The organism is Pseudomonas sp. NPDC090755 (genome assembly GCF_044769005.1).
GTDB lineage: Bacteria > Pseudomonadota > Gammaproteobacteria > Pseudomonadales > Pseudomonadaceae > Aquipseudomonas.
In genome coordinates this window covers 107,552-130,095 of record NZ_JBIVXC010000003.1, presented here as the reverse complement: position 1 = coordinate 130,095, position 22,544 = coordinate 107,552, and the positions used below count along the sequence as shown (strand labels likewise).

The following is a 22,544-nucleotide window of genomic DNA, read 5'->3' as shown; positions in this document are numbered from 1 at the left end:
ACCAGGACAAAAGACAAACCTGGCAGGCACGAAGCCTCCCACGCACAGCTGCCATAAAACGAAGTTACCGACGATCAAATCGTCAGTATTCGTAATTGGACGCTGTAACGTCTTCTGTTCAAGCGGGCGACCAAACCCGATCGCTGATTAGCAGCGACCGCAGAAGCCTAACGTTCATCAGGACCGTAGGCAAGCAGGCATGCTGCTCACATCATCGCTCTCTGAGACCACTCGCAATACCGCGCCACCCCCTGCTCCACCGTCAACATCGCCTCGCGATAGCCCACCTCCCGCAACGCCTCCAGATCCGCACAGGTGTAGCACTGGTATTTGCCCCGCAAGTGATCCGGAAACTCGCTGTATTCCAGAATCCCCTCAAGCAACGCCATCTCCAGCGACAGCGGCGGCTGGTCTTCGCGCTCACGCAGGCAGTTGATCACCGCCAGGGCCACGTCGTTGAACGGCTGGGCGCGACCGCTGCCGACATTGAAGATACCGCTCAGGTGCGGACGATCGAGAAAGAACAGGTTGACCCTGACCACATCCTCCACCGCCACGAAGTCGCGCAGGTGCCCACCCGCGGGGTAGTCACCATAACTGCCGAACAGGCTGACCTTGCCGTGGGCCTGGTACTGGTTGATGCAGTGCAGGGCCACCGAGGCCATGGCGCCCTTGTGCTGTTCGTGGGGGCCGTAGACGTTGAAGTAGCGCAGGCCTACGATCTGGCTGCGCGCCGTCGGCAGTTGCCGGCGCACGCGCTGGTCGAAGAGGAATTTTGAGTAGCCATAGACGTTCAATGGCCGCTCGCTTTCGCGCTGTTCGCGAAAGTCCCTGCCGGCGCCATACACCGCTGCCGACGAGGCATACAGCATCGGCACCTGCAGGCTCTGGGCGGCATCGAGCAGGTCGCGGCTGAAGCGGTAGTTGTTGTCCATCATGAAACGCCCGTCACCTTCGACGGTGCTGGAGCAGGCGCCCTGGTGCAGTACGGCGCGGACCTTGCCGAACTGGCCGCGGGCAAAGCGTTCGAGGAAGTCGCCTTTGTCCAGGTAGTCGGCGATCTCGCTGTCGGCAAGGTTGCGAAACTTGTCGCCATCGCTCAAGTCGTCGACGGCGATGATCTCGGTTTCGCCGCGCTGGTTGAGGGCCTGGACCAGGTTGCTGCCGATAAAGCCGGCTGCGCCGGTGACAATGATGGTCATGCCTTGTCCCCTGCTTAGGGTGAGGAGGCTGCAGTCTACGGCGAGCGAATTGAACAAAATTTAATCAGGATCAATAAATGGCGACATATCATCGCCACTCGCGCCAAGGGTCGAGCGCCAGCGCCCGAACAAGCGAGCGCAGCTGATCAACCAATTCAGCACGGCCACGATCAGCAAGGCCACCAGCATGGCATCGGTGCCGCCGCTGACAATCAGTTGCCCTGCCAGCCAGGGAAAGCCGAACACACCGAGAAAATACGCCAGGCTGAACAGCAGCAAGGCTTGCGGCGTGTATCCGGCAGCCGCCTGGTTGGCCGCCAGGCCGTTGATCACCGAGTAGTTCAGGCCATAGCCGACACCCAGCAAGGCGGCCGCCAGCAGGTAGCCGAGGTTGTCCTGCACCCACCAGCCGAACCCCAGCACCGCCAGGACGATAAACCCGGTGAGCAGGCAGGAGGCGCGGTAGGCATCGCGTTTGACCACCCAACCGGCGACCAGCAGGCGACAGCTGATCGCCGCGCTCATGAAGCCGATGAAGAACAGCGAATAGTCCAGGCCACGCGCCGCGGCATAGGAGGTCTGGAAACTCCCCAGGCCACCGAATATTGCGCCGCCCAGGCCGACCATGAGGATCGGCCAGCGCGCCGGTGAGCCCAGCACCCGGGCACTGGCGCTGCGACTGATGCCGACACGGCTGGAAGACGGCTGCGGCTGGCGGGCCAGGTGGTTGAAGATCAGCAGCCCGAGGAGCGCCGCCAGCGCAGCGGCGTGGAAGGCCACCTGCACCGGCAAGTCGAACAGGCTGGCAAGCTTGCCCACCAGCGGCGCCGAACCGATGCCGCTCATCATGCTGCCCGACAGCAGGGCGAAGCAGTGGGTGCGTCGCTGAAGCTCGACCCGCTCGGCCACCAGGATCGGCCCCAGGGTGTAGAAAGCCCCCCAACCCAGGCCCAGCACCAGGCCGCAAAGCATCAAGCCGCCTCCCGTGCCGGGGATCAAGGCAAAGCCCAGGCAGGCAGCCACCAGGCAAGCCGCCGAAAGCGCGATGGCCCGTGCCGAGCCCAGGCGATCGGCCAGGTGACCACTGCCAAGCACGGCGACCACCGTGCTGAGCATCGCCACGCAAATGATCCGCCCCGCATCCTGTTCATTGCCGCCACGGGTGCCGACCAGCAATGACAGCAGGAAGGTCGAACCGTAGGACAACGACAACAGGTAACTGGCCAGGCAGAGCAGGCCAAAGCCCTGCCCGGCCACTGGCATGCGGGTTGTGGAGTTCACGCGGCGGCACTCGAAAAAGACGGAAGCCGCGTTGTAGCACGGCAAACGCAGGCGGCGGTTATACAACTGCCGGAGTTGGGTTAAGGCCGCAGCGAACTATCGCCGCTGCACTTTGCCTGCGCAGGCGCCCGCCGGGTCAAGCACGCCGTCCATAAAAGTGTTTTACCGAAATCACGGGTTTTCCACCCAGGCGCTTCCCCTATCCTAGGAAGGATCTCTCACATCAGCGGAAGATCCATGAAAGCCTCGCTACCCAGCCGCTACGCCTGCCTGGTCGGCTGCCTGCTTTTCGCCTGCATCAGCCCGTTCTTTCTCGCAACCCACACCTGGCTCTGGCCCCTGACCCTGATCTGCACCCTGCTCAGCCTGGTGGGCCTGAACGATCTGCGCCAGACCCATCACTCGGTGCGGCGCAACTACCCGATCCTGGGCAATATCCGTTACCTGATCGAAACCATCCGCCCGGAAATCCGCCAGTACCTGCTCGAAGGCGATGACGACAAGCTGCCCTTCTCCCGCGCCCAGCGTTCGCTGGTATACGCCCGGGCCAAGAATGAAAGCGCCGAGAAGGCCTTCGGCACCCTTAACGATGTCTATCGCCCGGGCTTCGAGTTCATCAGCCATTCGATGCTGCCCAGCGATACCCCCGACCCTGCGTCGTTTCGCATCGCCATCGGCGGCCCGCAGTGCCGCCAGCCCTACTCGGCGTCGATCTTCAATATCTCGGCAATGAGTTTCGGCGCCCTGAGCGCCAATGCCATCGCCGCGCTGAACCAGGGCGCCAGGCGCGGACGCTTCGCCCATGACACCGGGGAAGGCAGTATCAGCCCCTATCACCGCGAACACGGTGGCGACCTGATCTGGGAAATCGGCAGTGGCTACTTTGGCTGCCGCACCGCCGAGGGCCGCTTCGACCCCGAACGCTTCGCCGAGCAGGCCCGCGATCCGCAGGTGAAGATGATCGAAATCAAGCTGAGCCAGGGTGCCAAGCCCGGGCATGGCGGCATACTGCCCGCGCACAAGGTCAGTGCCGAAATCGCCGCCACCCGCGGGGTGATGATGGGCGAAGACTGCATATCACCCGCCGCCCACAGCGCCTTCCGCACCCCGGTGGAGTTGCTGCAGTTCATTGCACAGTTGCGTGAGTTGTCCGGCGCAAAACCCGTGGGTTTCAAGTTCTGCCTGGGTCATCCCTGGGAGTTCATGGGCATCGCCAAGGCCATGCTGGCGACCGGCATCGTGCCGGACTTCATCGTCGTCGACGGCAAGGAAGGCGGCACCGGCGCCGCCCCACGGGAGTTCAGCGACAACATCGGCGTGCCGATGCGCGAAGGCCTGATGTTCGTGCACAACACCCTGGTCGGCCTGAACCTGCGCGACAAGGTGCGCATTGGCGCCGCCGGCAAGATTGTCAGTGCCTTCGACATTGCCAGCGTGCTGGCCATCGGTGCGGACTGGGTCAACTCGGCACGTGGCTTCATGTTCGCCATTGGCTGCATCCAGTCGCAAAGCTGCCACACCAACCAGTGCCCGACCGGCGTGGCCACCCAGGACCCGCTGCGCCAGCGGGCGCTGGTGGTGCCGGACAAGGCCGAGCGGGTCTACAGCTTGCACCGCAACACCCTGCACGCCCTGGCCGAGATGCTCGCCGCTGCCGGGCTCGACCACCCCTCGCAGCTCAAGCCCAAGCACCTGGTGCGGCGCATCAACGCCAGCGAGATTCGCCTGTTTTCCCAGCTGCACGTGTTCCTCAAGCCCGGTGAGTTGCTCAGCGGCTCGATCGACAGTGAGTTCTATGCACGGATGTGGCGGATGGCCCGCAGCGACAGCTTCGAACCGGAGACGGGCGAGGGGGTGGCGAGCAAGCCGGCCATACGCCGAAAAGAAACAACCCCGGCCTAGGCCGGGGTTGTTCGGGACGCGAGCCGCAATCAGAAGATGCTGATCGGGTACTCGACGAATACGCGGACTTCGTTGCCGTCGTCGTTGTAGCCGTTCAGGCGAACGCTCTCGGAGGTACGCAGGAACGAGCCACGCAGTTTGACGGACAGGTCCTTGGCAGGGCCTTCCTGAACCACGTACTTGAACTGGTTGAAGATTTCGCGCTCGGTACCTTCGCCGAAGCCGTGGGTGTTGATGTTGTCACCACGCACGTAGGCCACTTTGTAGGTCAGGCCCGGCACGCCGAAGGCGCCGAAGTCCAGGCCGTAGGCCAGCTGCCAGGAACGCTCGTCTTCGGCGTTGAAGTCGGACCAGTAGGAGTTGGCCAGGTAGATGGTCGAACCACCGTCACCCACGCCGCCGGCGTTCTGGTAGAAGCCGTACTGGTAGCCGGTGTCACCGGTGCTGCGCTGGTGCGCGAGGGTGATAGAGTGCGGACCGAAGGCGTAGGTGGCGGCCAGGCTCCAGATGGTGTTGGAGTCACCGGTCAGGCCTGCGGCGGAAACGTACTTCTTGTCGATGTCCGACTTGTAGCCGTTGAAGTCCAGGGTCAGCGACTGGTCGTCGGTGAACGGGTGAACGTAGTTCACGCCCAGGTAGTGCTTCTTCAGCACGTCTTCGACGTCGGAGGTGTACAGGGAGGCCGACAGGTTTTCGGTGAACTTGTAGCTGCCGCCGAACACGTTGATCGACTTCAGGCCACCGCTGTCACGGCCTTCGGCACTCTTGCGGGCTTCCTGGGTGAAACGACCGGCGTTCAGTTCCAGGCCGGAGATTTCACGCGAGGTCAGCAGGGTACCGGTGTAGCTTTCCGGCAGCAGGCGACCGTCGTCGTACTGCAGTACCGGCAGTTCCGGCATCTGGTCACCGTACTTGAGCACGGTGTTGGAGATGCGGAATTTCACGGCCGCGCCACCACGGGCGAGGTTGTGCGGGGAGTTCTGCGGGTTGGTTGGCGAGTCACCATCACCCGGTTTGAAGAAGTCGATACCGCCGCCGCCGTTGCGACCTTTACCACCGTCCAGACGCACGGCGTACAGACCGAAGGCGTCCACGCCGACACCGACGGTGCCCTGGGTGTAGCCGGAGGAGAACTTGCCGATGAAGGCCTGGCCCCACTCGCTCTGGTCTTGGGTACCGTGCTTTTTGTCACGGTTGATGAATCCGTTGCGCAGCAACAGGCTGGCGCTGCTGTCTTCTACAAAGCCTTTGGCTGCGGCCTGGTCATTGGCCATGGCCTGAGTCGCCGCCATAAGCCCCAGCGCGATCAGGCTGATCCTGGTTTTCAACATTTTATTTTCCTTATTGCTTAGTCAAAGACGCTCTGCAGCCGACGCCAGAAACCACGCCCCCTGCGTGGGTTGACGCTCACGGGTCTGAAATGAAAAGGCCCGCATGCGAGTTCTCGCAGCGGGCCTTTTTATTCTGGACTCTTGGCCGATGGGCCTACAGGCGTTGATCGAATCCTATCCGCGTGCGGATCAATGTGTCAAAAAATCGTGAAAAGACGCAAAAACCGATTTTCTTTCAGCACTTTAACACCTTGAAATATTTAGAAACAAATACGCGCAAGAGCAAACGAGAAACAATTAACACAAGTAAATAGCAAGCATTATCATTCGCGCCCAATTTTTCTACCTTCCAAACACTAAAACCCTCGCGGATGTCTTTCATGCCTGCCCCTTGCCGCCTGTCACCCTTGTCGCTGGGTGTCTCCCTGTTCCTCAGTTCCGGCCTGGCCTTCGCCGCCAGTACCACCCTGCCCGAGCTTTCGGTGACCGCCGAAAGCGAACGCGATCGGGATGATCCACGGGTCCAGGAGGTCACCACCGCCACCCGCACCTCGACCCCGGCGCGCTATGTGCCCCAGGCCATCGACTCGGTGAAGACCAGTAATGTGCTGGAGTACGGCACCAATGACCTGGGCAAGGCATTGAGCGGTATTCCCAACGTCAGCAGCGGTGCCGATACCCGCTTCGACAGCGTGCGCATCCGCGGCTTCGACGCCAGCAACGACTTCTACCTGGACGGCATCCGCGACGACAGCCAGTACGTGCGCGACCTGCACAACATCGAGCGGATCGAGGTACTCAAGGGCCCGGCCGCAGTGCTGTACGGCCGTGGCAGCCAGGGCGGCATCGTCAACCGCGTCAGCAAGCTGCCCGAAGCTGGCCGGCGCTCGAGCATCGAAGCCCAGGGCGGCAGCGAAGACCTGCGCAGCCTGTATGCCGACCTGAGCGCCGATCCGAGCGACACCATCAGCCTGCGCCTGAACATGGGCAACCAGGACAACAACAGCTTCCGCGACGGCATCGACGGCAGCCGCCAGCTGTTCGCGCCGTCCATGAGCTGGCAGCTGACCCCGGACCTGAACTGGCTGGTGCAATACGAATACAGCCGTTACAACCGCACCCCCGACCGTGGCATTCCCAGCGTCAACGGCCGCCCGGCCGACGTCGGTCGCGACACCACCTACGGCGACACCCAGCGCGACTTCATCGACGACAAGGCGCAGTCGCTGCGCTCGCGCCTGAACTACCAGCTCAGCGACAACTGGCAGGTACGCCACACCCTGGGCCTGTTCAAGCTCAATAGCGACTTCGACAACACCTACCAGACCGGCTACAACGCCACCACCAACCAGGTGACCCGCCAGCGCTGGCAGCAGGACCTCAACACCCGCAACCTGTTCAACAATCTCGAACTGGAAGGCCACTTCGACACCTTCGGCCTGCAGCACACCCTGCTGACCGGCCTTGAGTTCGGCAACCAGCGCCGCGACCCGCTGCTCTACACTGCGGCCACCTCGGGCCCCGGTGCCCGTCCGGTACCGAGCCTGGACCTGAACAACCCCAACCGCGACCTGCAGCACACCGGCACCATGGTGGTGTCCAGCAACAACCACACCGTGGTCGACAGCCGTGGCCTGTATGTCCAGGACCAGATTCGCCTGAATGATCAATGGCAGGTGCTGGCGGGCGTTCGCTTCGACAGCTTCGAAGTGGAGACCACCAACAAGCTGCGGGGTATTTCCGAGCAGCAGGATAGCGACAGCACCAGCCCGCGCCTGGGTGTGGTCTATTCGCCGTGGCAGGATCACTCCTTCTACGCCTCCTGGAGCAAGACCTTCTCCCCCGTGGGCGGTGGCTTGATCGGTATTACCCCAGGCGCCGCCGGCAACGCCAACGAAACCAGCCCGGAGGAAACCCGGCAGAAGGAGATCGGGGTCAAGAGCGACTGGCTGGACGACCGCCTGAGCACCACCCTGGCCATCTACGAGCTGGAGCTCTACAACCGCCGCACCAGCGACCCGAACAACCCGGGCATCACCCTGCTGACCGGCCTGCAGCGCTCGCGCGGGGTGGAGCTGACCGCCACCGGCAATATCGTCGGCAACTGGTATGTGCGCGGCGGCATCGGCCTGCAGGACGCCACTATTGTGGAGGACAACAACGGCCAGGAAGGCAACCGTGTGAGCAACGTCGCCAAGCGTAACGGCAGCCTGTTCGTGACCTGGAAACCGGAAATGGGCTGGTACGGCGAAACCGGCCTGACCCTGGTCGGCGAGCGCTATGCCGACAACCAGAACACCGCCGTGCTGCCGGGCTACGGTCGCTGGGACGCCCTGGCCGGCTTCCGTACCAAGGACTGGGACCTGCGTGCGGCGTTGAACAACATCACCGACAAGACCTACTACAGCTCAGCCACCAGTGCCGCGCAGATCCAGTTCGGCGACCCGCGCAGCCTGGTCGTGACGGGGACCTACAGCTTCTGATGGTGCGCCCATCGCAGGCTACGCCAGCTCCCACAAGGCTGTAGGAGCTGGCGAAGCCTGCGATCGACCGCGAAGCGGTCGCAAGGGCATGAAAAAAGGGCGGCCACTGCGCAAGCAGTGCCGCCCTTCTTGTATTTTCGCCGGACCAATCAGCTGGCACTGTCACCCAGCAGCGCTTCAAGCTCTGCATCGGTAATCAGCCCTGCTGGATAGCGTGCCAGCAATGCACGTCGTGGTTCGGTCTTCCTGACCCGGTTGGCTCCATTGTTCTTCAACCACTGCGCCACTCGCCGCAGCGCGTCGTGATTCATTGCCGATGGGGGCGAAGCCGGCTCACTTACTGCATTCATTTCGACACGTACTCCCGGGGCCGTGAGCGGCTAACCTACTGAAACTTTGTGACAGAACAGTGCTGCCCTATCTGTTTGAAATACAATGCAAAACAAATACAAGAGGTGTGCCAGCACACACACCGATTGTCGTTCCCCCAATAAAAAAGCCCGTCCTGGGACGGGCTTTCATCGTGCTCGGATTCAGCCTTTGGCGGGTGCCGGCTGCTGCTGGGTCAGGCAGTGGATGTTGCCACCGCCCAGCAGCATCTCGCGGCCCGGAATCATGACCACTTCATGCTCGGGGAACACACGCGACAGAATCGCTCTAGCCTCGGCATCTGCCGGGTCGTCGAAGCTCGGTGCGATGATGCCGCCGTTGACGATCAGGAAGTTGACGTAGGAACCGGCCAGGCGAACCGAGGGGTTGCGCTCCTGGCTGCCGGCCACCGGATCGACGCCTGCGCACTCTTCTTCAGTGGCGTACAGCGGTCCCGGAATCGGCATTTTGTGCACGATAAACGGGCGACCTTTGGCGTCACGGCTGTTCTGCAGCACCTCGAGTGCGGCGTGGCAGCGTGCATAGTTGGGGTCTTGCGAATCATCCGTCCAGGCCAGTAACACTTCGCCCGGGCGCACGTAACAACAGAAGTTGTCGACGTGACCGTCGGTCTCGTCGTTGTACAGGCCATCGGGCAGCCAGATGATGGTGTCCACCGCCAGGTGATCGCGCAGCACCGCTTCGATCTGCTCGCGGTTCAGGTGCGGGTTGCGGTTGTGGTTGAGCAGGCATTCTTCGGTGGTGATCAGGGTGCCTTCACCGTCGACGTGGATCGAGCCGCCTTCAAGCACGAAGCCCTCGGTGTGGTAGCGCTGGCAACGTTCCATTTCCAGCACCTTGCTGGCCAGTTGCTCGTCGCGGTTCCACGGCGCGTACAGGCCGCCCTCGAAACCACCCCAGGAATTGAAGCCCCAATCCACGCCACGGACTTCGCCGCTGTCGTTGATGACGAAGGTCGGGCCGGTGTCACGCACCCAGGCGTCGTCGTTGCTGATTTCCACCACGCGGATGTTCGGAGCATCCAGGCGCGCGCGGGCGTTGTCGTACTGGGCGGCCGAAACGGCCACGGTCACCGGCTCGAAACGGGCGATGGCCTTGGCCAGCGTCACGTGGTCGGCCTGTACCGGTTTGCCGCCCAGGCGCCAGTTGTCCGGCCGCTCGGGCCAGACCATCCAGACCTGGGTTTGCGGCGCCCATTCGGCTGGCATATGGAAGCCGTCGGCGCGCGGGGTGCTGGTCAGAGTTTTCATGAGTGAACCTTTGCAAGGCCCGACGCCGGCACTGCGGCCCGCGTCGAGGTCATTGAATGATCAGGATTCCAGCGCGCCATCGAGGGTCTTCACCGGGCCGTACAGGTTTGGACGGCGGTCACGGAAAGTGCCCCAGGCGCTGCGGGTGTGCTCCAGCTTGTCGAGGTCGAAAGTATGCACCAGCACGCCCTCTTCGGTCTCGTTGAGCTCCTGGACTTTTTCACCGAACTGGTTGGAGATGAACGACGAGCCGTAGAAGGTGATGTCGTAGCCGTCCTGCTCTTCGGTGCCGATGCGGTTGCTGGCGATCAGCGGCATCAGGTTGGCGCCGGCATGGCCCTGCTGCACACGCTGCCAGTGATCGCGCGAGGAGATGGTCTTGTCATGCGGCTCGCTGCCGATGGCGGTCGGGTAGAACAGCACTTCGGCACCCAGCAGTGCCATGCTGCGGGCGCACTCCGGGAACCACTGGTCCCAGCAGATGCCCACGCCGATTTTCGCGTAGCGGGTCTGCCAGACCTTGAAGCCGGTGTCGCCCGGGTTGAAGTAGTACTTCTCGTGGTAGCCAGGGCCATCCGGGATGTGGGTCTTGCGGTACACGCCCAGGTTGCTGCCGTCGGCATCGATGATCGCGATGCTGTTGAAACGAGCACGCCCGGCCAGCTCGAAGAAGCTGATCGGCAACACCACCTGCAGCTCCTTGGCCAGGGCCTGGAAGTGCTCGATGGCGGCGTTGGTTTCGACCGGCGTGGCCAGTTGCAGGTAGTCCGGGTTCGGCTTCTGGCAGAAATACGGGGTTTCGAACAGTTCCTGGATCAGGATGATCTGCGCGCCCTTGGCGGCCGCTTCGCGAACCAGCTTCTCGGCGTTGGCAAGGTTGGCCTGGCGATCCCAGGTGCAGGCCATCTGGGTGGCGGCGACGGTGACGGTGCGGCTCATGAAAACCTCCTCGAAAGGTAACCAGGCCGCCTGAATAGGCCAGACGACCGATGACAGAAAGTGATGCTGGAGGCATTTATATCCGATAAATATCGGCTTTGGTAGCGATTAAAAGAAAATTTAAGATACAAAAAAGCCGGTTAAGCCGATAACAATCGACTTAACCGGCTCTGGCTCAAGGGTTACAACGCGTCTGAAAGTACCTTGTCGATGCAGTCGACGAAGTAGTCCACACTGGCGCGGGTGGTGCACATCGGCGGCTTGATCTTGAGGATGTTGAGGTAGTCACCGGTTGGCTGCATGAAGATGCCCAGCTCGCGCAGGCGGTTGCACAATGCCGTGGTTTCCTCGGTGGCGGGCTCCAGGGTCGAGCGGTCGCGCACCAGTTCAAGGCCCAGGTAGAAACCCGAACCATGCACGGCGCCGGCCAGCGGATGTTTATCGACAAGTTGCTGCAGGCGCGCCTTGAAGTGCCTGCCCACATCGCGTGCGTTGTCCCACAGGCCTTCCTCGCCCATGACATCGAGCACCGCCATGCCGATCCGGCAGCTGACCGGGCTGCCACCGGCCGACGAGAAGAAGTAGCCCTCGGCCTCCAGCGCCTCGGCGATCTCACGACGGGTGATCACCGCCCCCAGGGGATGGCCGTTGCCCATGCCCTTGGCCATGGTGATGATGTCCGGCACCACGCCCTGCTCCTCGAAGCCCCAGAAGTACTCACCCAGGCGGCCATAGCCGACCTGCACCTCATCGGCGATGCACACCCCGCCCGCAGCCCGGACCTTTTCATAGGCCTGCTTGAGGTAGCCCGGCGGTAGAGAAATACCGCCGGCATTGCCGTACACCGGCTCGCAGATGAAACCGGCCAGTTGCCGATCTTGCCCGGCCAGGGCATCGAGCTTGGCGTCGACATCGCGCAGGTAATCACCCGCGCTCTGCTCACCGCGATAGGCGCCCCGATAAGTGTTGGGTGCGATCACCGGATGCACCCAGTCAGGCCGGGTGCTCAAGGCCAGGGGGTTGTCGGCGATGGAGGTGGAAATCGCATCGGTGGCCACCGACCAGCCGTGATAGGCCTCAAGCACGCTGAGCATGTCACGCCCACCGCTGTAGGCCCAGGCCAGGCGGATCGCCAGGTCGTTGGCCTCGGTGCCGCTGTTGACCAGGAATACCCGGTCCATGGAGTCTGGCGCCAGCTCCAGCAGGCGTTCGGAGAACTCGGCAATGGCCGCATAGTGAAAGCGCGAGTTGGTGTTGAGCAACGACCACTGGCGGGCTGCCTCGCTGACCATGCGCGGATGACCATGGCCGAGGACGGCGACGTTGTTGAGCATGTCCAGGTAGGAACGGCCCTGCATGTCGATCAGGTAGTTGCGCCAGCCGCGTTCGATATGCGGCGGTTGCTGGTAGTAGTGTTTCTGCGAGCGAGCGAAGCTGGCATCGCGACGTGCCAGCAACTGCCCGGCGTCGACCAGCGGCTCGGCCTCGCAGGCAAAGCCCAGCAGGGCGTGTGGTGACGGGCACAGTGCTTGCCAGGCCGCAGCGCGTGAAGGCACGACGAACGGCGGTGGGCACAGGCCCGGCACCCGGCACAGCTGGATCGACAGTACGCCATCAGTGCGTCCCAGGGCTTGTCCTGCGCTCAGTTGCGTGCCCGGTTTCGGCACATCGGCCAGACCGCTCAACCAGAGGCTGCACTGTTCACCCTGCAAGCAACCCTGCCCGTCCCCGGCTTGCAGCCAAGTACCTGCCCAAGGCGCTTGCAGGGCACTGCCCGCTGGTACCTGGAGCTCGACGTGCAGAGCAAGGGTGGCCGGCTCCTGCGGATTGTCGATATGGGTCTGCGACAGCCGGTACTGGCCATAGAGCGAGCACGCCGCACCCTGCTCTGCCGCCTGCTCGCGCAGCAGTTGCTGGTCGATTCCGTCCTGCTCCCAGTTGCCCGCCTGGAAATGCTCGCTGAGCACGCCCAGGTCCACCGGCGTGACTGCACTGCCCTGCAGGCCTGGCAGCAGGGCGACGACGTCGAGCGGCGCTACAGGCACAGCAACGCCAGCAGCCTGGAGAATCGCGGCTTCCATGAGTTCGAAGGGCACGCTGGTCGCCACGTCGAAGATTTCCCATTCATGGGCCAGATTGTCACGGCTGTAGGTGTTGCCCGGATCGACACTCAGTTGCTGCTCGCTGCTGAGCACCAGTACCGCGGCACGCGCCACCACCAGCGGCCACAAGGCCCGGAGCTCGGCCTCGGTCAAGGGGTTGAGCGCCTGGTAGGCCTGGACGGCGGGCAGGATGCGCAGAGGATCGCCTTCGGCATGGTGCAGCAGGGCCGCACAGGTCACCGACAGGTCGGCGATCCGCCAGGTGTGCAACAGGTCGCCGAAGTCGATGACGCCTTGCAGCTGCCACTGCCGCTGTTCATCGCGCTGCCAGACCGCGTTGTCATCAGTGATGTCCAGGTGCACGGCCTGCATCGGCAGTTGTTCGATCAAAGGTTGCAGACGCTGCTCGGCCTTGCTGGCGGCCTCCAGCACGCGCGCCTTACGAGGGCCGTCGACGAGCACCGGCAGCAAATGGGCGATCAGGGCCGGAGCATGACGCGGGTCCCACTGCAGGGTTCGCTCAAGCCCCGGGTGACTGAAGTCGGCCAGGGCCTGGTCGACGCGGGCACAGAGGCGTCCCAGTTCGGCGATCAGCTGCGGTTCCATGTACTTGAGGCGGGTCAGTGACTGGCCCTCGATATAGTCCAGCAGCCGGGCGCGTATGGCCTGGCCATTGACGTCCAGTGCCAGCAGGTTGGCGCCGGAGCCCGCCGCGATCACCGCCGGCACCGGCAAGCCGCGCTCGCGCAGATAGCCCAGGGCCGCATGCTGGGCTTCCAGTTCGGCAACGGCATAGTCACCGTGGCAGATCTTCAGCACATAGCGCCCCTGGGCACTGTCGACGCGAAAATTCAGGTCTTGCTGGCTGCCCAGTGATTGCAACGCTCCATTGAGCCTATAGTGCTCCTGCAGTACGAGCAGGGCCTGCTGTTCGCTGACGTCGGGGCAGGGCTGACTGGAACGGTGGATCAGGGTGGTGAGCGGCATGGGGGGGACCTCGTTTTTTTTGCTGCTTATATCGCCACTGCTTGTGCCGATAAGCAAGCACAGCCGGAAAAAGGCGATGAGCAACGAGGTCGGGGCACATGGCGTAAACTGTCCAGCAGCTAGGCTTCACCAGAACATCAGCAGATTCGCCAAAGGTCACTGCACATGCGCATTCTCATCACCGGCGGCGCCGGATTCATCGGTTCGGCCCTGATTCGTCACCTGATCAGCGCCACCGGGCACGAGGTGCTCAACCTCGACAAGCTGACCTATGCCGGCAACCTGGAATCGTTGGCCTGCATTGCCACCGATACCCGCTATGAGTGGGTCCAGGCCGATGTTGCCGACCAGGCCAGGGTCAGCGAGGTGCTGCAACGCTTCCAGCCCCAGGCGATCATGCACCTGGCTGCCGAGTCCCATGTAGACCGCTCGATCGACGGCCCTGCAGCGTTCATCCAGACCAATATCGTTGGCACCTACGCACTGCTCGAGGCCACCCGCGCCTACTGGCAGTCTTTGCCTGCCGGGCAACGTGAAGCGTTCCGCTTCCTCCATGTATCCACCGACGAAGTGTATGGCGACCTTCACCGCGCCGATGGGCTGTTCAGCGAAACCGCGCCCTATGCGCCAAGCTCGCCCTACTCCGCCAGCAAGGCGGCATCCGACCATCTGGTCCGCGCCTGGCAGCGTACCTACGGGCTGCCGGTGCTGGTCAGCAACTGCTCGAACAACTATGGCCCCTACCAGTTCCCGGAAAAACTCATCCCGCTGATGATCACCAGCGCCCTGGCCGGCAAGCCGCTGCCGGTGTACGGCAACGGCCTGCAGGTGCGCGACTGGCTGTATGTCGAGGACCATGTCCGGGCACTGCTCAAGGTGCTCGATGAGGGCCGGGTCGGCGAGACCTACAACATTGGCGGCCACAACGAGCAGGAGAACCTCGATGTCGTACGCGCCATCTGCGACCTGCTCGAAGAACTCCACCCCCAGCACCCAGCCGGTGTCAGCCGGTATGCCGACCTGATCACCTACGTCGCCGACCGCCCGGGCCATGATCGGCGTTACGCCATCGATGCCGGCAAGATCGAACACGAGCTGGGCTGGGCACCCGAAGAGACGTTCGCCAGTGGATTGCGCAAGACCGTGCAGTGGTACCTGGACAATCTGGAATGGTGCCAGCGTGTGCAAGACGGCAGTTACCAGGGCCAGCGCCTGGGCGCCAGCGACTTCAAGGACCTGATTGCATGACCAAGGGCATCGTCCTGGCGGGCGGCTCCGGCACCCGCCTGCACCCTGTCACCCTGGGGGTGTCCAAACAGCTGCTGCCGATCTACGACAAACCGATGATCTACTACCCGATCTCGGTGCTGATGCTGGCCGGCATTCGCGAGATCCTCCTCATTTCCACCCCCCAGGACCTGCCCCAGTATCGCCAGTTGTTTGGCGATGGCAGCCAGTTCGGCATTCAGCTCAGCTATGCCGAGCAGCCTTCCCCGGACGGCCTGGCCCAGGCGTTTCTGATCGGTGAACAATTCATCGGCTGCGACCCGGTGTGCCTGATCCTGGGGGACAACATCTTTCATGGCCAGGGCTTCAGCGAACAGCTGCTGCGCGCCATCAACCGCCCCGGCGGCGCGACGGTATTCGGCTACTGGGTCAAGGATCCGCAGCGCTTCGGTGTCGTCGATTTCGACCCACAGGGCTGTGCCCGCTCGATCGAAGAAAAGCCGTTGCGGCCCAAGTCGAACTACGCCGTCACCGGCCTGTACTTCTATGACAATGACGTGATCGAAATTGCCAAAAGCGTCAAACCCTCTGCCCGCGGCGAACTGGAGATCACCGACGTCACCAACGTCTATCTTCAGCGCGGCGACCTGCGTGTCGAACGCTTCGGACGAGGCTTTGCCTGGCTCGACACCGGCACCCCCGACAGCCTCCTGGAAGCTGCGCAATACATCCAGACCATCGAGCACCGCCAGGGCCTGAAAGTGGCCTGCCTGGAAGAAATCGCCTGGCAGAAAGGCTGGATCAGTCGCGAACAGATGCTTGAGCAAGCCAAGGCGCTGGGCAAGACCGATTACGGCCAGTACCTCTACAAACTGGCCGAAGAGCACCCATGAACGTCATCTCCACTGCCTTGCCTGGTGTTCTGATTCTTGAACCCCGGGTATTTGCCGACAGCCGCGGCTTTTTCTACGAAAGCTTCAACGCCCGCGCCTTCGAAGCACTGACCGGTGTCAGCGCCTGCTTCGTACAAGACAATCATTCCGCCTCCAGCCGTGGTGTGCTGCGCGGCCTGCACTACCAGCTGGAAAACACCCAGGGCAAGCTGGTGCGGGTGACTCGGGGCGAGGTGCTGGATGTCGCGGTGGACCTTCGCCGCAGCTCGGCCAGTTTCGGCCAGTGGGTCGCGGTGACGCTTAGCGCCGACAACCACCGCCAGCTCTGGGTGCCTGAAGGTTTCGCCCACGGCTTCGTGGTCATCAGCGAGCATGCCGAATTCCTGTATAAGACCACCGACTACTACAACCCCGCTGCCGAACGCTGCATTCGCTGGGACGATCCGGATCTGGCCATCGACTGGCAGCTGCAACAGCCACCCCTGCTGTCCAGCAAGGACCAGGCCGGCCAGTGGTTGCGCGACGCCGAGCTGTTTCCATGAATCCCACCCGGCCGACCATTCTTATCAGCGGCCAGCACGGCCAGGTGGCCCGGGCGCTGCAACAGTGCCTGGGCGACCTCGGCCAGTTGCACGTGCTGGGCCGCGACCGGCTTGACCTTGCCCAGCCCGAGGCCATTCGCACGCAGGTGCGGCGCCTTGTCCCGGACCTGATCATCAATGCCGCCGCCTACACCGCGGTCGACCAGGCCGAAAGCGAGCCGGAGCTGGCATTTGCGCTCAACGCACGGGCACCGGGCATCTTTGCCGAAGAAGCCGCCCGGCTGGGCATTCCGTTGATTCACTACTCCACCGACTATGTGTTCGACGGCGACAAGGCCACGCCCTACACCGAAGACGACGAGCCGAATCCCCTGAACGTCTACGGCCGCAGCAAGCTGGCGGGCGAGCAGGCCATCGAGGCCGCGGCCGGCCAGCACCTGATCCTGCGCACCAGCTGGGTCTATTCGCGCCACGGCCGCAACTTCCTGCTGACCATGCAACGCCTGCTGCAGGAACAGCCGCAGCTGCGCGTCGTCGCCGACCAGATCGGCGCACCGACCTGGGCCGGCACCCTCGCCACCAGCACCCGCATGCTGATCGAGCGCTGGCTGGCCGGCCAGTCCGGTGCCTGGGGCACCTATCACCTGACCGCCCGGGGCGAGACCTCCTGGTTCGGTTTCGCCCAGGCCATCGGCGCGCACCTCAAGGCCCAGGGCCTGCCCTGCGCCGAGTTGTTGCCGATCCCTTCCAGCGACTACCCGACGCCGGCGCGCCGCCCGCTGAACTCACGCCTGGACTGCGGTTTGCTGCAACGCCAATGGCAAGTCAGCCAGCCGCACTGGCAGCAGGCGCTGATCGACTGCCTGAAGTAGCGCATAATGCGCCAGACCCTACTGGCGCAGTTGCGATGATCATGATTCCACCCCTTCCCCGCCGCCCTCGCTGGCGCAGCCTGGCCCTGTTGGCGATCTGCCTGGCGCCGCTGCTCTGGCCCCTGCAACACCTTGCCGAACGCTACTACCAGGACGAGCTGGCCGGACAGAACCGCCAGACCCTGGACCTGTACGTCGCCAACCTGCTGGGCACCCTGCACCGCTACGAAACCCTGCCGCAGATCCTCGGCGACCTGCCGGCCCTGCGCGCCGTGCTGGCCGACCCGTTGCGCCTGGAAACCCTGACCAACGCCAACCGCCTGCTCAAGGACATCGCCACCCAGACCGGCGCCGAAGTCATGTACCTGATGGACACCAAGGGCAACACCCTGGCCGCCTCCAACTGGGACAAGCGCGACAGTTTCGTCGCCCGCAACTTCGCCTTCCGCCCTTACTACAGCGAAGCGATTGCCGGGCGCCTTGGGCGCTTCTTCGGCCAGGGCACAACCTCGGCCAAACGTGGCTACTTCTTCGCCGCAGCGGTGCGCGACGGTGACGAAATCATCGGCGCACTGGTGGTCAAGGTCGACCTGGACCACACCGAGACCCTGTGGGGCAAGACTCCCGAGCAGTTGCTGCTGACCGACCACAATGGCGTGGTGATCCTCACCTCGCGTCCCGACTGGCGCTTCCGAGCCACGCGGCCGCTGACCGAGGCCGAGCGCGAAGCCATCGTCGCCATCCAGCCCTACCCGACCCAGTCACCCCAGCCGCTGAACCTCAACCGCGACGCCTGGCTGATCCAGACCCAGGCGATCGAAGAGACCGGCTGGCAGGTCAGTATCCTCGCCCCAAGGACCCTGATCGACCGCCCGGTGCGCACCGTGGTGGCCATCGGTGGCGCCGCCCTGCTGGTGCTGATGCTGTTGCTGGGCCTGATCATGCAGCGCCGCCGCCACTACATGGACCGCATCGACTTCGAAGCCCACGCCCGCCAGGAGCTGGAAATGCGCGTGATCGAACGCACCGCCGACCTCGAAGGCCTCAACAGCCGCCTGAAGACCGAAGTGCTGGAGCGCGAGCAGGCCCAACAGGAACTGGTCCGTGCCCAGGACGAACTGGTCCAGGCCGGCAAACTGTCGGTGCTGGGCACCATGTCGGCGAGCATCAGCCACGAGCTCAACCAGCCGCTGGCGGCAATCCGCAGCTATGCCGAAAACGCCGAGATCCTGCTCGACCACCAGCGCACCGAAGATGCCCGCAGCAACCTCAAGCTGATCAGCGAGCTGACCGGGCGCATGGCGTCGATCATCGCCCACCTGCGCGCCTTCGCCCGTCGCGACCGCCACGCCCCGGAGAGCGTGGCACTGCAGCCAGCACTGGACGATGCCCTGGCCCTGCTGGCCAAGCGCCGCCGGGCCATGGCGGTGGAACTGGTGCGCGACCTGCCCGACGCCACCCTGTGGGTCCAGGCCGGTGAAACCCGCCTGCGCCAGGTGCTGGGCAACCTGCTGGCCAACGCCCTCGATGCCCTGACCGAGAAGGCCAACCCGCGTAAACTCATGCTCAGTGCCGAGCAGCGCGAAGGCAACGTCTACCTGTACATTCGCGACAACGGTCCGGGGTTCAGCAGCGAAGCGCTGGCCCGCGCCCGGGAGCCGTTCTTCACCACCAAGACCCGCACCCAGGGCCTGGGCCTGGGCCTGGCGATCTGCGACACCCTGATGCGCGCCCTGGGCGGTGAGTTGCTGCTCGGCAACCACCCCGAAGGCGGCGCCTTGCTTACCCTGAAACTGCGCGTCGCCAAGCCCGGCGCCAACCTGCAATTCTCGGAGGACCCATCGGCATGACGACCGAGCCGCTCATCGACAGCCGCGTACAGGTGATCCTGGTCGACGACGACCCGCACCTGCGCCAGGCCCTGAGCCAGACCCTGGATCTTGCCGGCCTCAAGGTCCTGCCCCTGAGCGATGCCCAGGGCCTGGCCGGACGCATCGAGCAGGACTGGCCGGGTGTGCTGGTCAGCGACATCCGCATGCCCGGCATCGATGGCCTGGAGCTGCTGCAACAAGTGCACGCCCAGGACCCGGAACTGCCGGTGCTACTGATCACCGGCCACGGCGACGTGCCCCTGGCCGTGCAGGCCATGCGTGCCGGTGCCTATGACTTCCTGGAAAAACCCTTCGCCAGCGATGCCCTGCTCGACAGCGTGCGCCGCGCCCTGGCCCTGCGCCGCCTGGTGCTCGACAACCGCAGCCTGCGCCTGGCCTTGAGCGACCGTCAGGAATTGAGTACCCGCCTGGTCGGCCAGTCGGCGCCGATGCTGCGCCTGCGCGAGCAGATCGGCGCCCTGGCCGGGACCCGCGCCGATGTGCTGATCCTCGGCGAGACCGGTGCCGGCAAGGAAGTGGTCGCCCGCGCCCTGCACGATCTGTCGAGCCGCCGCGAAGGCCCCTTCGTGGCGATCAACGCCGGCGCCCTGGCCGAATCGGTGGTGGAAAGCGAGCTGTTCGGCCACGAGCCCGGCGCCTTCACCGGCGCGCAGAAGCGACGCATCGGCAAGTTCGAATTCGCCAACGGCGGCACGCTGTTCCTCGATGAAATCGAGAGCATGAGCCTGGATGTGCAGGTCAAGCTGCTGCGTCTGCTGCAGGAGCGGGTGGTCGAACGCCTGGGCGGCAACCAGTTGATCCCGCTGGACATCCGCATCATCGCCGCGACCAAGGAAGACTTGCGCCAGGCCGCCGACCAGGGCCGCTTCCGTGCCGACCTGTACTACCGCCTGAACGTCGCCCCCCTGCGCATTCCGCCGCTGCGCGAGCGCGGCGACGACGTCCTGGTGCTGTTCCAGCATTTTGCCGATGCCGCCAGCGAGCGCCACGGCCTGCCGGCCCACACGCTGCAACCGGCACAGCGGGCGATGCTGCTGCGCCACGGCTGGCCGGGCAACGTGCGCGAACTGCAGAACGCCGCCGAGCGCTTTGCCCTGGGCCTGGAGCTGGCGCTGGACGGCGAAGCCCCGCCCGCCCGGAGTGAACAGGCCGTACCCCTGGGCGGCGGCAACCTCAGCGAGCAGGTCGAGCAGTTCGAACGTGCCCTGATCGCCGCCGAACTGGCCCAGCCCCACAGCTCCATGCGCAGCCTGGCCGAGGCCCTGGGCATTCCACGCAAGACCCTGCACGACAAGCTGCGCAAGCATGGCCTGAGCTTCGCCGACAGCAACACCAGCACTGACGACCTGGAGGACAATCGCCCATGACCACGGACAGCCACTACCTCGAATCGGTGCTGCACGGTGACATTCCCCTGACCCGCGAGATGGGCATGCAGGTACTCGACTGGCAGCAGCACTGCCTGCGCTTGCAGCTGCCGCTGGAACCCAACGTCAACCACAAGAGCACCATGTTCGGCGGCAGTCTCTACTGCGCCGCCGTGCTGGTCGGTTGGGGCTGGTTGCATCTGCGCCTGCGCGAGGCGGGGATAGACGATGGTCATATCGTCATTCAGGAAGGCCAGATCAGCTATCCGTTGCCGGTGACCGGTGCGGCTATCGCCCTGTGCCAGGCACCGGAGGAAAAGGTCTGGGAGCGCTTTGTCGCCACCTACCAGCGCCGTGGCCGGGCGCGCCTGAACCTGCAGACCCAGGTCCGCAATGCCGGCAGTGACGAGGCCGCCGTGCTGTTCAGCGGCCAGTACGTGCTACATCGTTGAGGCCAGTTGTAACAGCCGCTCGCGCCACGGCGCGGCGGCCGGCAGGGCGAGGAAGAAGGGATTGAGCAAGGACTCGCGTGGCGGGTAGCTGAACACCTGGCCATCCAGGTTGAGCACTGCGCCACCGGCCCCTTCCAGCACGCCCTGGGCGGCGGCGGTATCCCACTGGGAGGTAGGCGCCAGGCGCGGATAGCAGTCGGCCGCGCCTTCGGCCAGCAGGCAGAACTTCAGCGAACTGCCGATATTGGCCAGCTCCAGCTCACCCACCGCCGAGCTCAGGCCGGCCAGCAGGGCTTCCTGCTGCGGGCTGGAATGGCGCCGACTGGCGACCACGGTAAAGCTTGTGTCCGCAGGCGGCGCCAAGCGCACCTGGATGGGCTGTGACGGCAAACCGGCTTCGCTGCACCAGGCGCCGATGCCGCTACCACCGAAATAGCAACGACCATTGGTGGGAATCGCCACCACACCGAACACCACCCTTCCTGCCTCGATCAAGGCGATGTTGACGGTGAACTCTTCAGTACCGGCGATGAACTCCTTGGTGCCGTCGAGCGGATCGACCAGCCACCAGCGTTGCCATTGCTGGCGTTCGCTCAAGGGGATCTCACAGTCTTCTTCGGACAACACCGGGATAGCCGGGGCCAGTGCCTGCAGCCCCCGGGCAATCACCTCATGGGCGGCCAGGTCGGCAGCGGTAACCGGCGAGGCATCGGCCTTTTCCGTCACAGCCAGCTCGGCGCGCCAGAACGGCAGGATCGCCTTCCCCGCTTCACGGGCCAGCGCAACGACCGCGTGCATCAACTCCTGATCGTTCATGCCCCGAACACCCCACGCTGGGTCAGCAGGTCACGCACCAGGTATAGCGCCGCCAGCGCGCGGCCCTCGGAAAACTGCGGATGCTGGGCCAGGGCCGAGAGTTCGCGCAGGCTGACCTTGTCGACCCGCATCGGCTCCGGCTCATCGCCCTCCAGGCGCTCTTCGTACAGGTCGGTGGCCAGCACCACCTGGATCTTCTGGCTCATGTAGCCTGGCGACAGCGACAACTCGGTCAGGTGTTCGAGCTGACGGGCGCCAAACCCGGCTTCTTCCTTGAGCTCCCGGTCGGCCGCTGCCAACACGTCTTCACCCGGTTCAATCAGGCCCTTGGGCAGGGACAGCTCGTACTCGTCGGTGCCGCCGCAGTATTCTTCGACCAGCACCGCATGTTCGGCATCGAGCATCGCCACCACCATCACCGCGCCATACCCGTTGCCGCGCCCCACCAGTCGCTCATAGGTGCGCTCGTTGCCGTTGGCAAAGCGCAACTGCACTGCCTCGACCCGGAACAGGCGGCTGCTGGCGACGATCTCGCGGGAAAGGACGGTGGGTTTCTGGCGCATGGGGCGGCTCCTTGGCGTGAACGGGTTACTATACCGTGGCTTGCCCGGCCACT

General features: G+C 64.1%; 18 protein-coding genes. 9 read left to right on the top strand and 9 right to left on the bottom strand.

Translation table 11 applies throughout. From position 1 onward, the window contains the following. Positions 1 to 206: 206 nt before the first annotated feature. Entirely contained in the window at positions 207 to 1,202 is a 996-nt protein-coding gene (rfaD, locus tag ACIQUS_RS07500) for an ADP-glyceromanno-heptose 6-epimerase (protein WP_403044964.1), read from the bottom strand. 60 nt (positions 1,203 to 1,262) lie between these two features. Next, complete coding sequence (locus ACIQUS_RS07495; RefSeq protein WP_403045394.1) at positions 1,263 to 2,465, bottom strand: MFS transporter; 1,203 nt, start codon at positions 2,463 to 2,465, stop codon at positions 1,263 to 1,265. Between the two features lie 255 nt (positions 2,466 to 2,720). Here ACIQUS_RS07495 and ACIQUS_RS07490 point away from each other — a divergent pair, with 255 nt between their 5' ends. Then, positions 2,721 to 4,385, top strand: coding sequence for an FMN-binding glutamate synthase family protein (locus ACIQUS_RS07490; RefSeq protein WP_403044962.1), 1,665 nt, complete (start codon positions 2,721 to 2,723; stop codon positions 4,383 to 4,385). Between the two features lie 29 nt (positions 4,386 to 4,414). Here ACIQUS_RS07490 and ACIQUS_RS07485 read toward each other — a convergent pair whose 3' ends face one another. Next, positions 4,415 to 5,716: an OprD family porin gene (locus tag ACIQUS_RS07485; protein WP_403044958.1), complete on the bottom strand. Its 1,302-nt coding sequence runs from the start codon at positions 5,714 to 5,716 to the stop codon at positions 4,415 to 4,417. Between the two features lie 380 nt (positions 5,717 to 6,096). On the opposite strand from ACIQUS_RS07485, the gene ACIQUS_RS07480 reads away from it, so the two are divergent. Further along, positions 6,097 to 8,199 carry a TonB-dependent receptor gene (locus ACIQUS_RS07480; protein WP_403044955.1) on the top strand — a complete coding sequence of 701 codons (2,103 nt, stop codon included), beginning with the start codon at positions 6,097 to 6,099 and terminating at the stop codon, positions 8,197 to 8,199. Positions 8,200 to 8,348: 149 nt separating this feature from the next. Here the strand turns inward: ACIQUS_RS07480 and ACIQUS_RS07475 are convergent, their stop codons facing one another. The 4 genes from ACIQUS_RS07475 to ACIQUS_RS07460 all read right to left on the bottom strand — a co-directional run bounded on the left by ACIQUS_RS07475 (position 8,349) and on the right by ACIQUS_RS07460 (position 13,867). Further along, on the bottom strand, positions 8,349 to 8,549 hold the full coding sequence (locus ACIQUS_RS07475) for a hypothetical protein (protein WP_403044952.1): 201 nt from the start codon (positions 8,547 to 8,549) through the stop codon (positions 8,349 to 8,351). Between the two features lie 183 nt (positions 8,550 to 8,732). After that, entirely contained in the window at positions 8,733 to 9,839 is a 1,107-nt protein-coding gene (aguA, locus tag ACIQUS_RS07470) for an agmatine deiminase (RefSeq protein WP_403044950.1), read from the bottom strand. Positions 9,840 to 9,899: 60 nt separating this feature from the next. Beyond that, positions 9,900 to 10,778: an N-carbamoylputrescine amidase gene (aguB, locus tag ACIQUS_RS07465; RefSeq protein ID WP_403044947.1), complete on the bottom strand. Its 879-nt coding sequence runs from the start codon at positions 10,776 to 10,778 to the stop codon at positions 9,900 to 9,902. A 182-nt stretch (positions 10,779 to 10,960) separates the two neighbouring features. After that, complete coding sequence (locus ACIQUS_RS07460; protein WP_403044944.1) at positions 10,961 to 13,867, bottom strand: aminotransferase; 2,907 nt, start codon at positions 13,865 to 13,867, stop codon at positions 10,961 to 10,963. Between the two features lie 165 nt (positions 13,868 to 14,032). On the opposite strand from ACIQUS_RS07460, the gene rfbB reads away from it, so the two are divergent. The 7 genes from rfbB to ACIQUS_RS07425 are packed head-to-tail and all read left to right on the top strand — an operon-like array spanning position 14,033 to position 21,112. Further along, complete coding sequence (gene rfbB / locus ACIQUS_RS07455) at positions 14,033 to 15,115, top strand: dTDP-glucose 4,6-dehydratase (RefSeq protein WP_403044942.1); 1,083 nt, start codon at positions 14,033 to 14,035, stop codon at positions 15,113 to 15,115. Next, positions 15,112 to 15,987 (top strand): glucose-1-phosphate thymidylyltransferase RfbA, encoded by an 876-nt coding sequence (gene rfbA, locus ACIQUS_RS07450; RefSeq protein WP_403044940.1) that lies wholly within the window; start codon positions 15,112 to 15,114, stop codon positions 15,985 to 15,987. Before rfbB ends, rfbA begins: the two co-directional genes overlap by 4 nt. Beyond that, positions 15,984 to 16,529, top strand: a complete 546-nt coding sequence (rfbC, locus tag ACIQUS_RS07445; protein WP_403044937.1) for a dTDP-4-dehydrorhamnose 3,5-epimerase — start codon at positions 15,984 to 15,986, stop codon at positions 16,527 to 16,529. Before rfbA ends, rfbC begins: the two co-directional genes overlap by 4 nt. Continuing rightward, positions 16,526 to 17,401: a dTDP-4-dehydrorhamnose reductase gene (rfbD, locus tag ACIQUS_RS07440; RefSeq protein ID WP_403044934.1), complete on the top strand. Its 876-nt coding sequence runs from the start codon at positions 16,526 to 16,528 to the stop codon at positions 17,399 to 17,401. The genes rfbC and rfbD overlap by 4 nt, the downstream gene beginning before the upstream one ends. Positions 17,402 to 17,436: 35 nt before the next feature. After that, positions 17,437 to 19,251 carry an ATP-binding protein gene (locus ACIQUS_RS07435; protein WP_403044931.1) on the top strand — a complete coding sequence of 605 codons (1,815 nt, stop codon included), beginning with the start codon at positions 17,437 to 17,439 and terminating at the stop codon, positions 19,249 to 19,251. Beyond that, complete coding sequence (locus ACIQUS_RS07430; RefSeq protein ID WP_403044928.1) at positions 19,248 to 20,660, top strand: sigma-54-dependent transcriptional regulator; 1,413 nt, start codon at positions 19,248 to 19,250, stop codon at positions 20,658 to 20,660. Before ACIQUS_RS07435 ends, ACIQUS_RS07430 begins: the two co-directional genes overlap by 4 nt. Beyond that, a complete protein-coding gene (locus tag ACIQUS_RS07425) occupies positions 20,657 to 21,112 on the top strand; it encodes a YiiD C-terminal domain-containing protein (protein ID WP_403044925.1) in 456 nt (151 codons plus the stop codon). The genes ACIQUS_RS07430 and ACIQUS_RS07425 overlap by 4 nt, the downstream gene beginning before the upstream one ends. On the opposite strand, the gene cysQ is transcribed toward ACIQUS_RS07425, so the two are convergent. Both cysQ and nudE read right to left on the bottom strand, forming a co-directional pair. Beyond that, positions 21,101 to 21,928, bottom strand: a complete 828-nt coding sequence (gene cysQ, locus ACIQUS_RS07420; protein ID WP_403044922.1) for a 3'(2'),5'-bisphosphate nucleotidase CysQ — start codon at positions 21,926 to 21,928, stop codon at positions 21,101 to 21,103. The genes ACIQUS_RS07425 and cysQ overlap by 12 nt on opposite strands. Then, the gene (gene nudE / locus ACIQUS_RS07415) at positions 21,925 to 22,491 is read right to left on the bottom strand and encodes an ADP compounds hydrolase NudE (RefSeq protein ID WP_285865286.1); all 567 of its coding nucleotides are present in this window, start codon (positions 22,489 to 22,491) and stop codon (positions 21,925 to 21,927) included. Before nudE ends, cysQ begins: the two co-directional genes overlap by 4 nt. Between the last annotated feature and the right edge of the window lie 53 nt (positions 22,492 to 22,544).

Coding starts and splice junctions, on each gene's coding strand:
- ACIQUS_RS07490 (WP_403044962.1), top strand. CDS start 2,721: ATGAAAGCCTCGCTACCCAGCCGCTACGCCTGCCTGGTCGGCTGCCTG.
- rfaD (WP_403044964.1), bottom strand. CDS start 1,202: ATGACCATCATTGTCACCGGCGCAGCCGGCTTTATCGGCAGCAACCTG.
- rfbD (WP_403044934.1), top strand. CDS start 16,526: ATGAATCCCACCCGGCCGACCATTCTTATCAGCGGCCAGCACGGCCAG.
- aguB (WP_403044947.1), bottom strand. CDS start 10,778: ATGAGCCGCACCGTCACCGTCGCCGCCACCCAGATGGCCTGCACCTGG.
- ACIQUS_RS07460 (WP_403044944.1), bottom strand. CDS start 13,867: ATGCCGCTCACCACCCTGATCCACCGTTCCAGTCAGCCCTGCCCCGAC.
- ACIQUS_RS07425 (WP_403044925.1), top strand. CDS start 20,657: ATGACCACGGACAGCCACTACCTCGAATCGGTGCTGCACGGTGACATT.
- nudE (WP_285865286.1), bottom strand. CDS start 22,491: ATGCGCCAGAAACCCACCGTCCTTTCCCGCGAGATCGTCGCCAGCAGC.
- ACIQUS_RS07430 (WP_403044928.1), top strand. CDS start 19,248: ATGACGACCGAGCCGCTCATCGACAGCCGCGTACAGGTGATCCTGGTC.
- ACIQUS_RS07475 (WP_403044952.1), bottom strand. CDS start 8,549: ATGAATGCAGTAAGTGAGCCGGCTTCGCCCCCATCGGCAATGAATCAC.
- ACIQUS_RS07435 (WP_403044931.1), top strand. CDS start 17,437: ATGATCATGATTCCACCCCTTCCCCGCCGCCCTCGCTGGCGCAGCCTG.
- ACIQUS_RS07485 (WP_403044958.1), bottom strand. CDS start 5,716: ATGTTGAAAACCAGGATCAGCCTGATCGCGCTGGGGCTTATGGCGGCG.
- ACIQUS_RS07495 (WP_403045394.1), bottom strand. CDS start 2,465: ATGCCAGTGGCCGGGCAGGGCTTTGGCCTGCTCTGCCTGGCCAGTTAC.
- cysQ (WP_403044922.1), bottom strand. CDS start 21,928: ATGAACGATCAGGAGTTGATGCACGCGGTCGTTGCGCTGGCCCGTGAA.
- ACIQUS_RS07480 (WP_403044955.1), top strand. CDS start 6,097: ATGCCTGCCCCTTGCCGCCTGTCACCCTTGTCGCTGGGTGTCTCCCTG.
- rfbB (WP_403044942.1), top strand. CDS start 14,033: ATGCGCATTCTCATCACCGGCGGCGCCGGATTCATCGGTTCGGCCCTG.
- aguA (WP_403044950.1), bottom strand. CDS start 9,839: ATGAAAACTCTGACCAGCACCCCGCGCGCCGACGGCTTCCATATGCCA.
- rfbC (WP_403044937.1), top strand. CDS start 15,984: ATGAACGTCATCTCCACTGCCTTGCCTGGTGTTCTGATTCTTGAACCC.
- rfbA (WP_403044940.1), top strand. CDS start 15,112: ATGACCAAGGGCATCGTCCTGGCGGGCGGCTCCGGCACCCGCCTGCAC.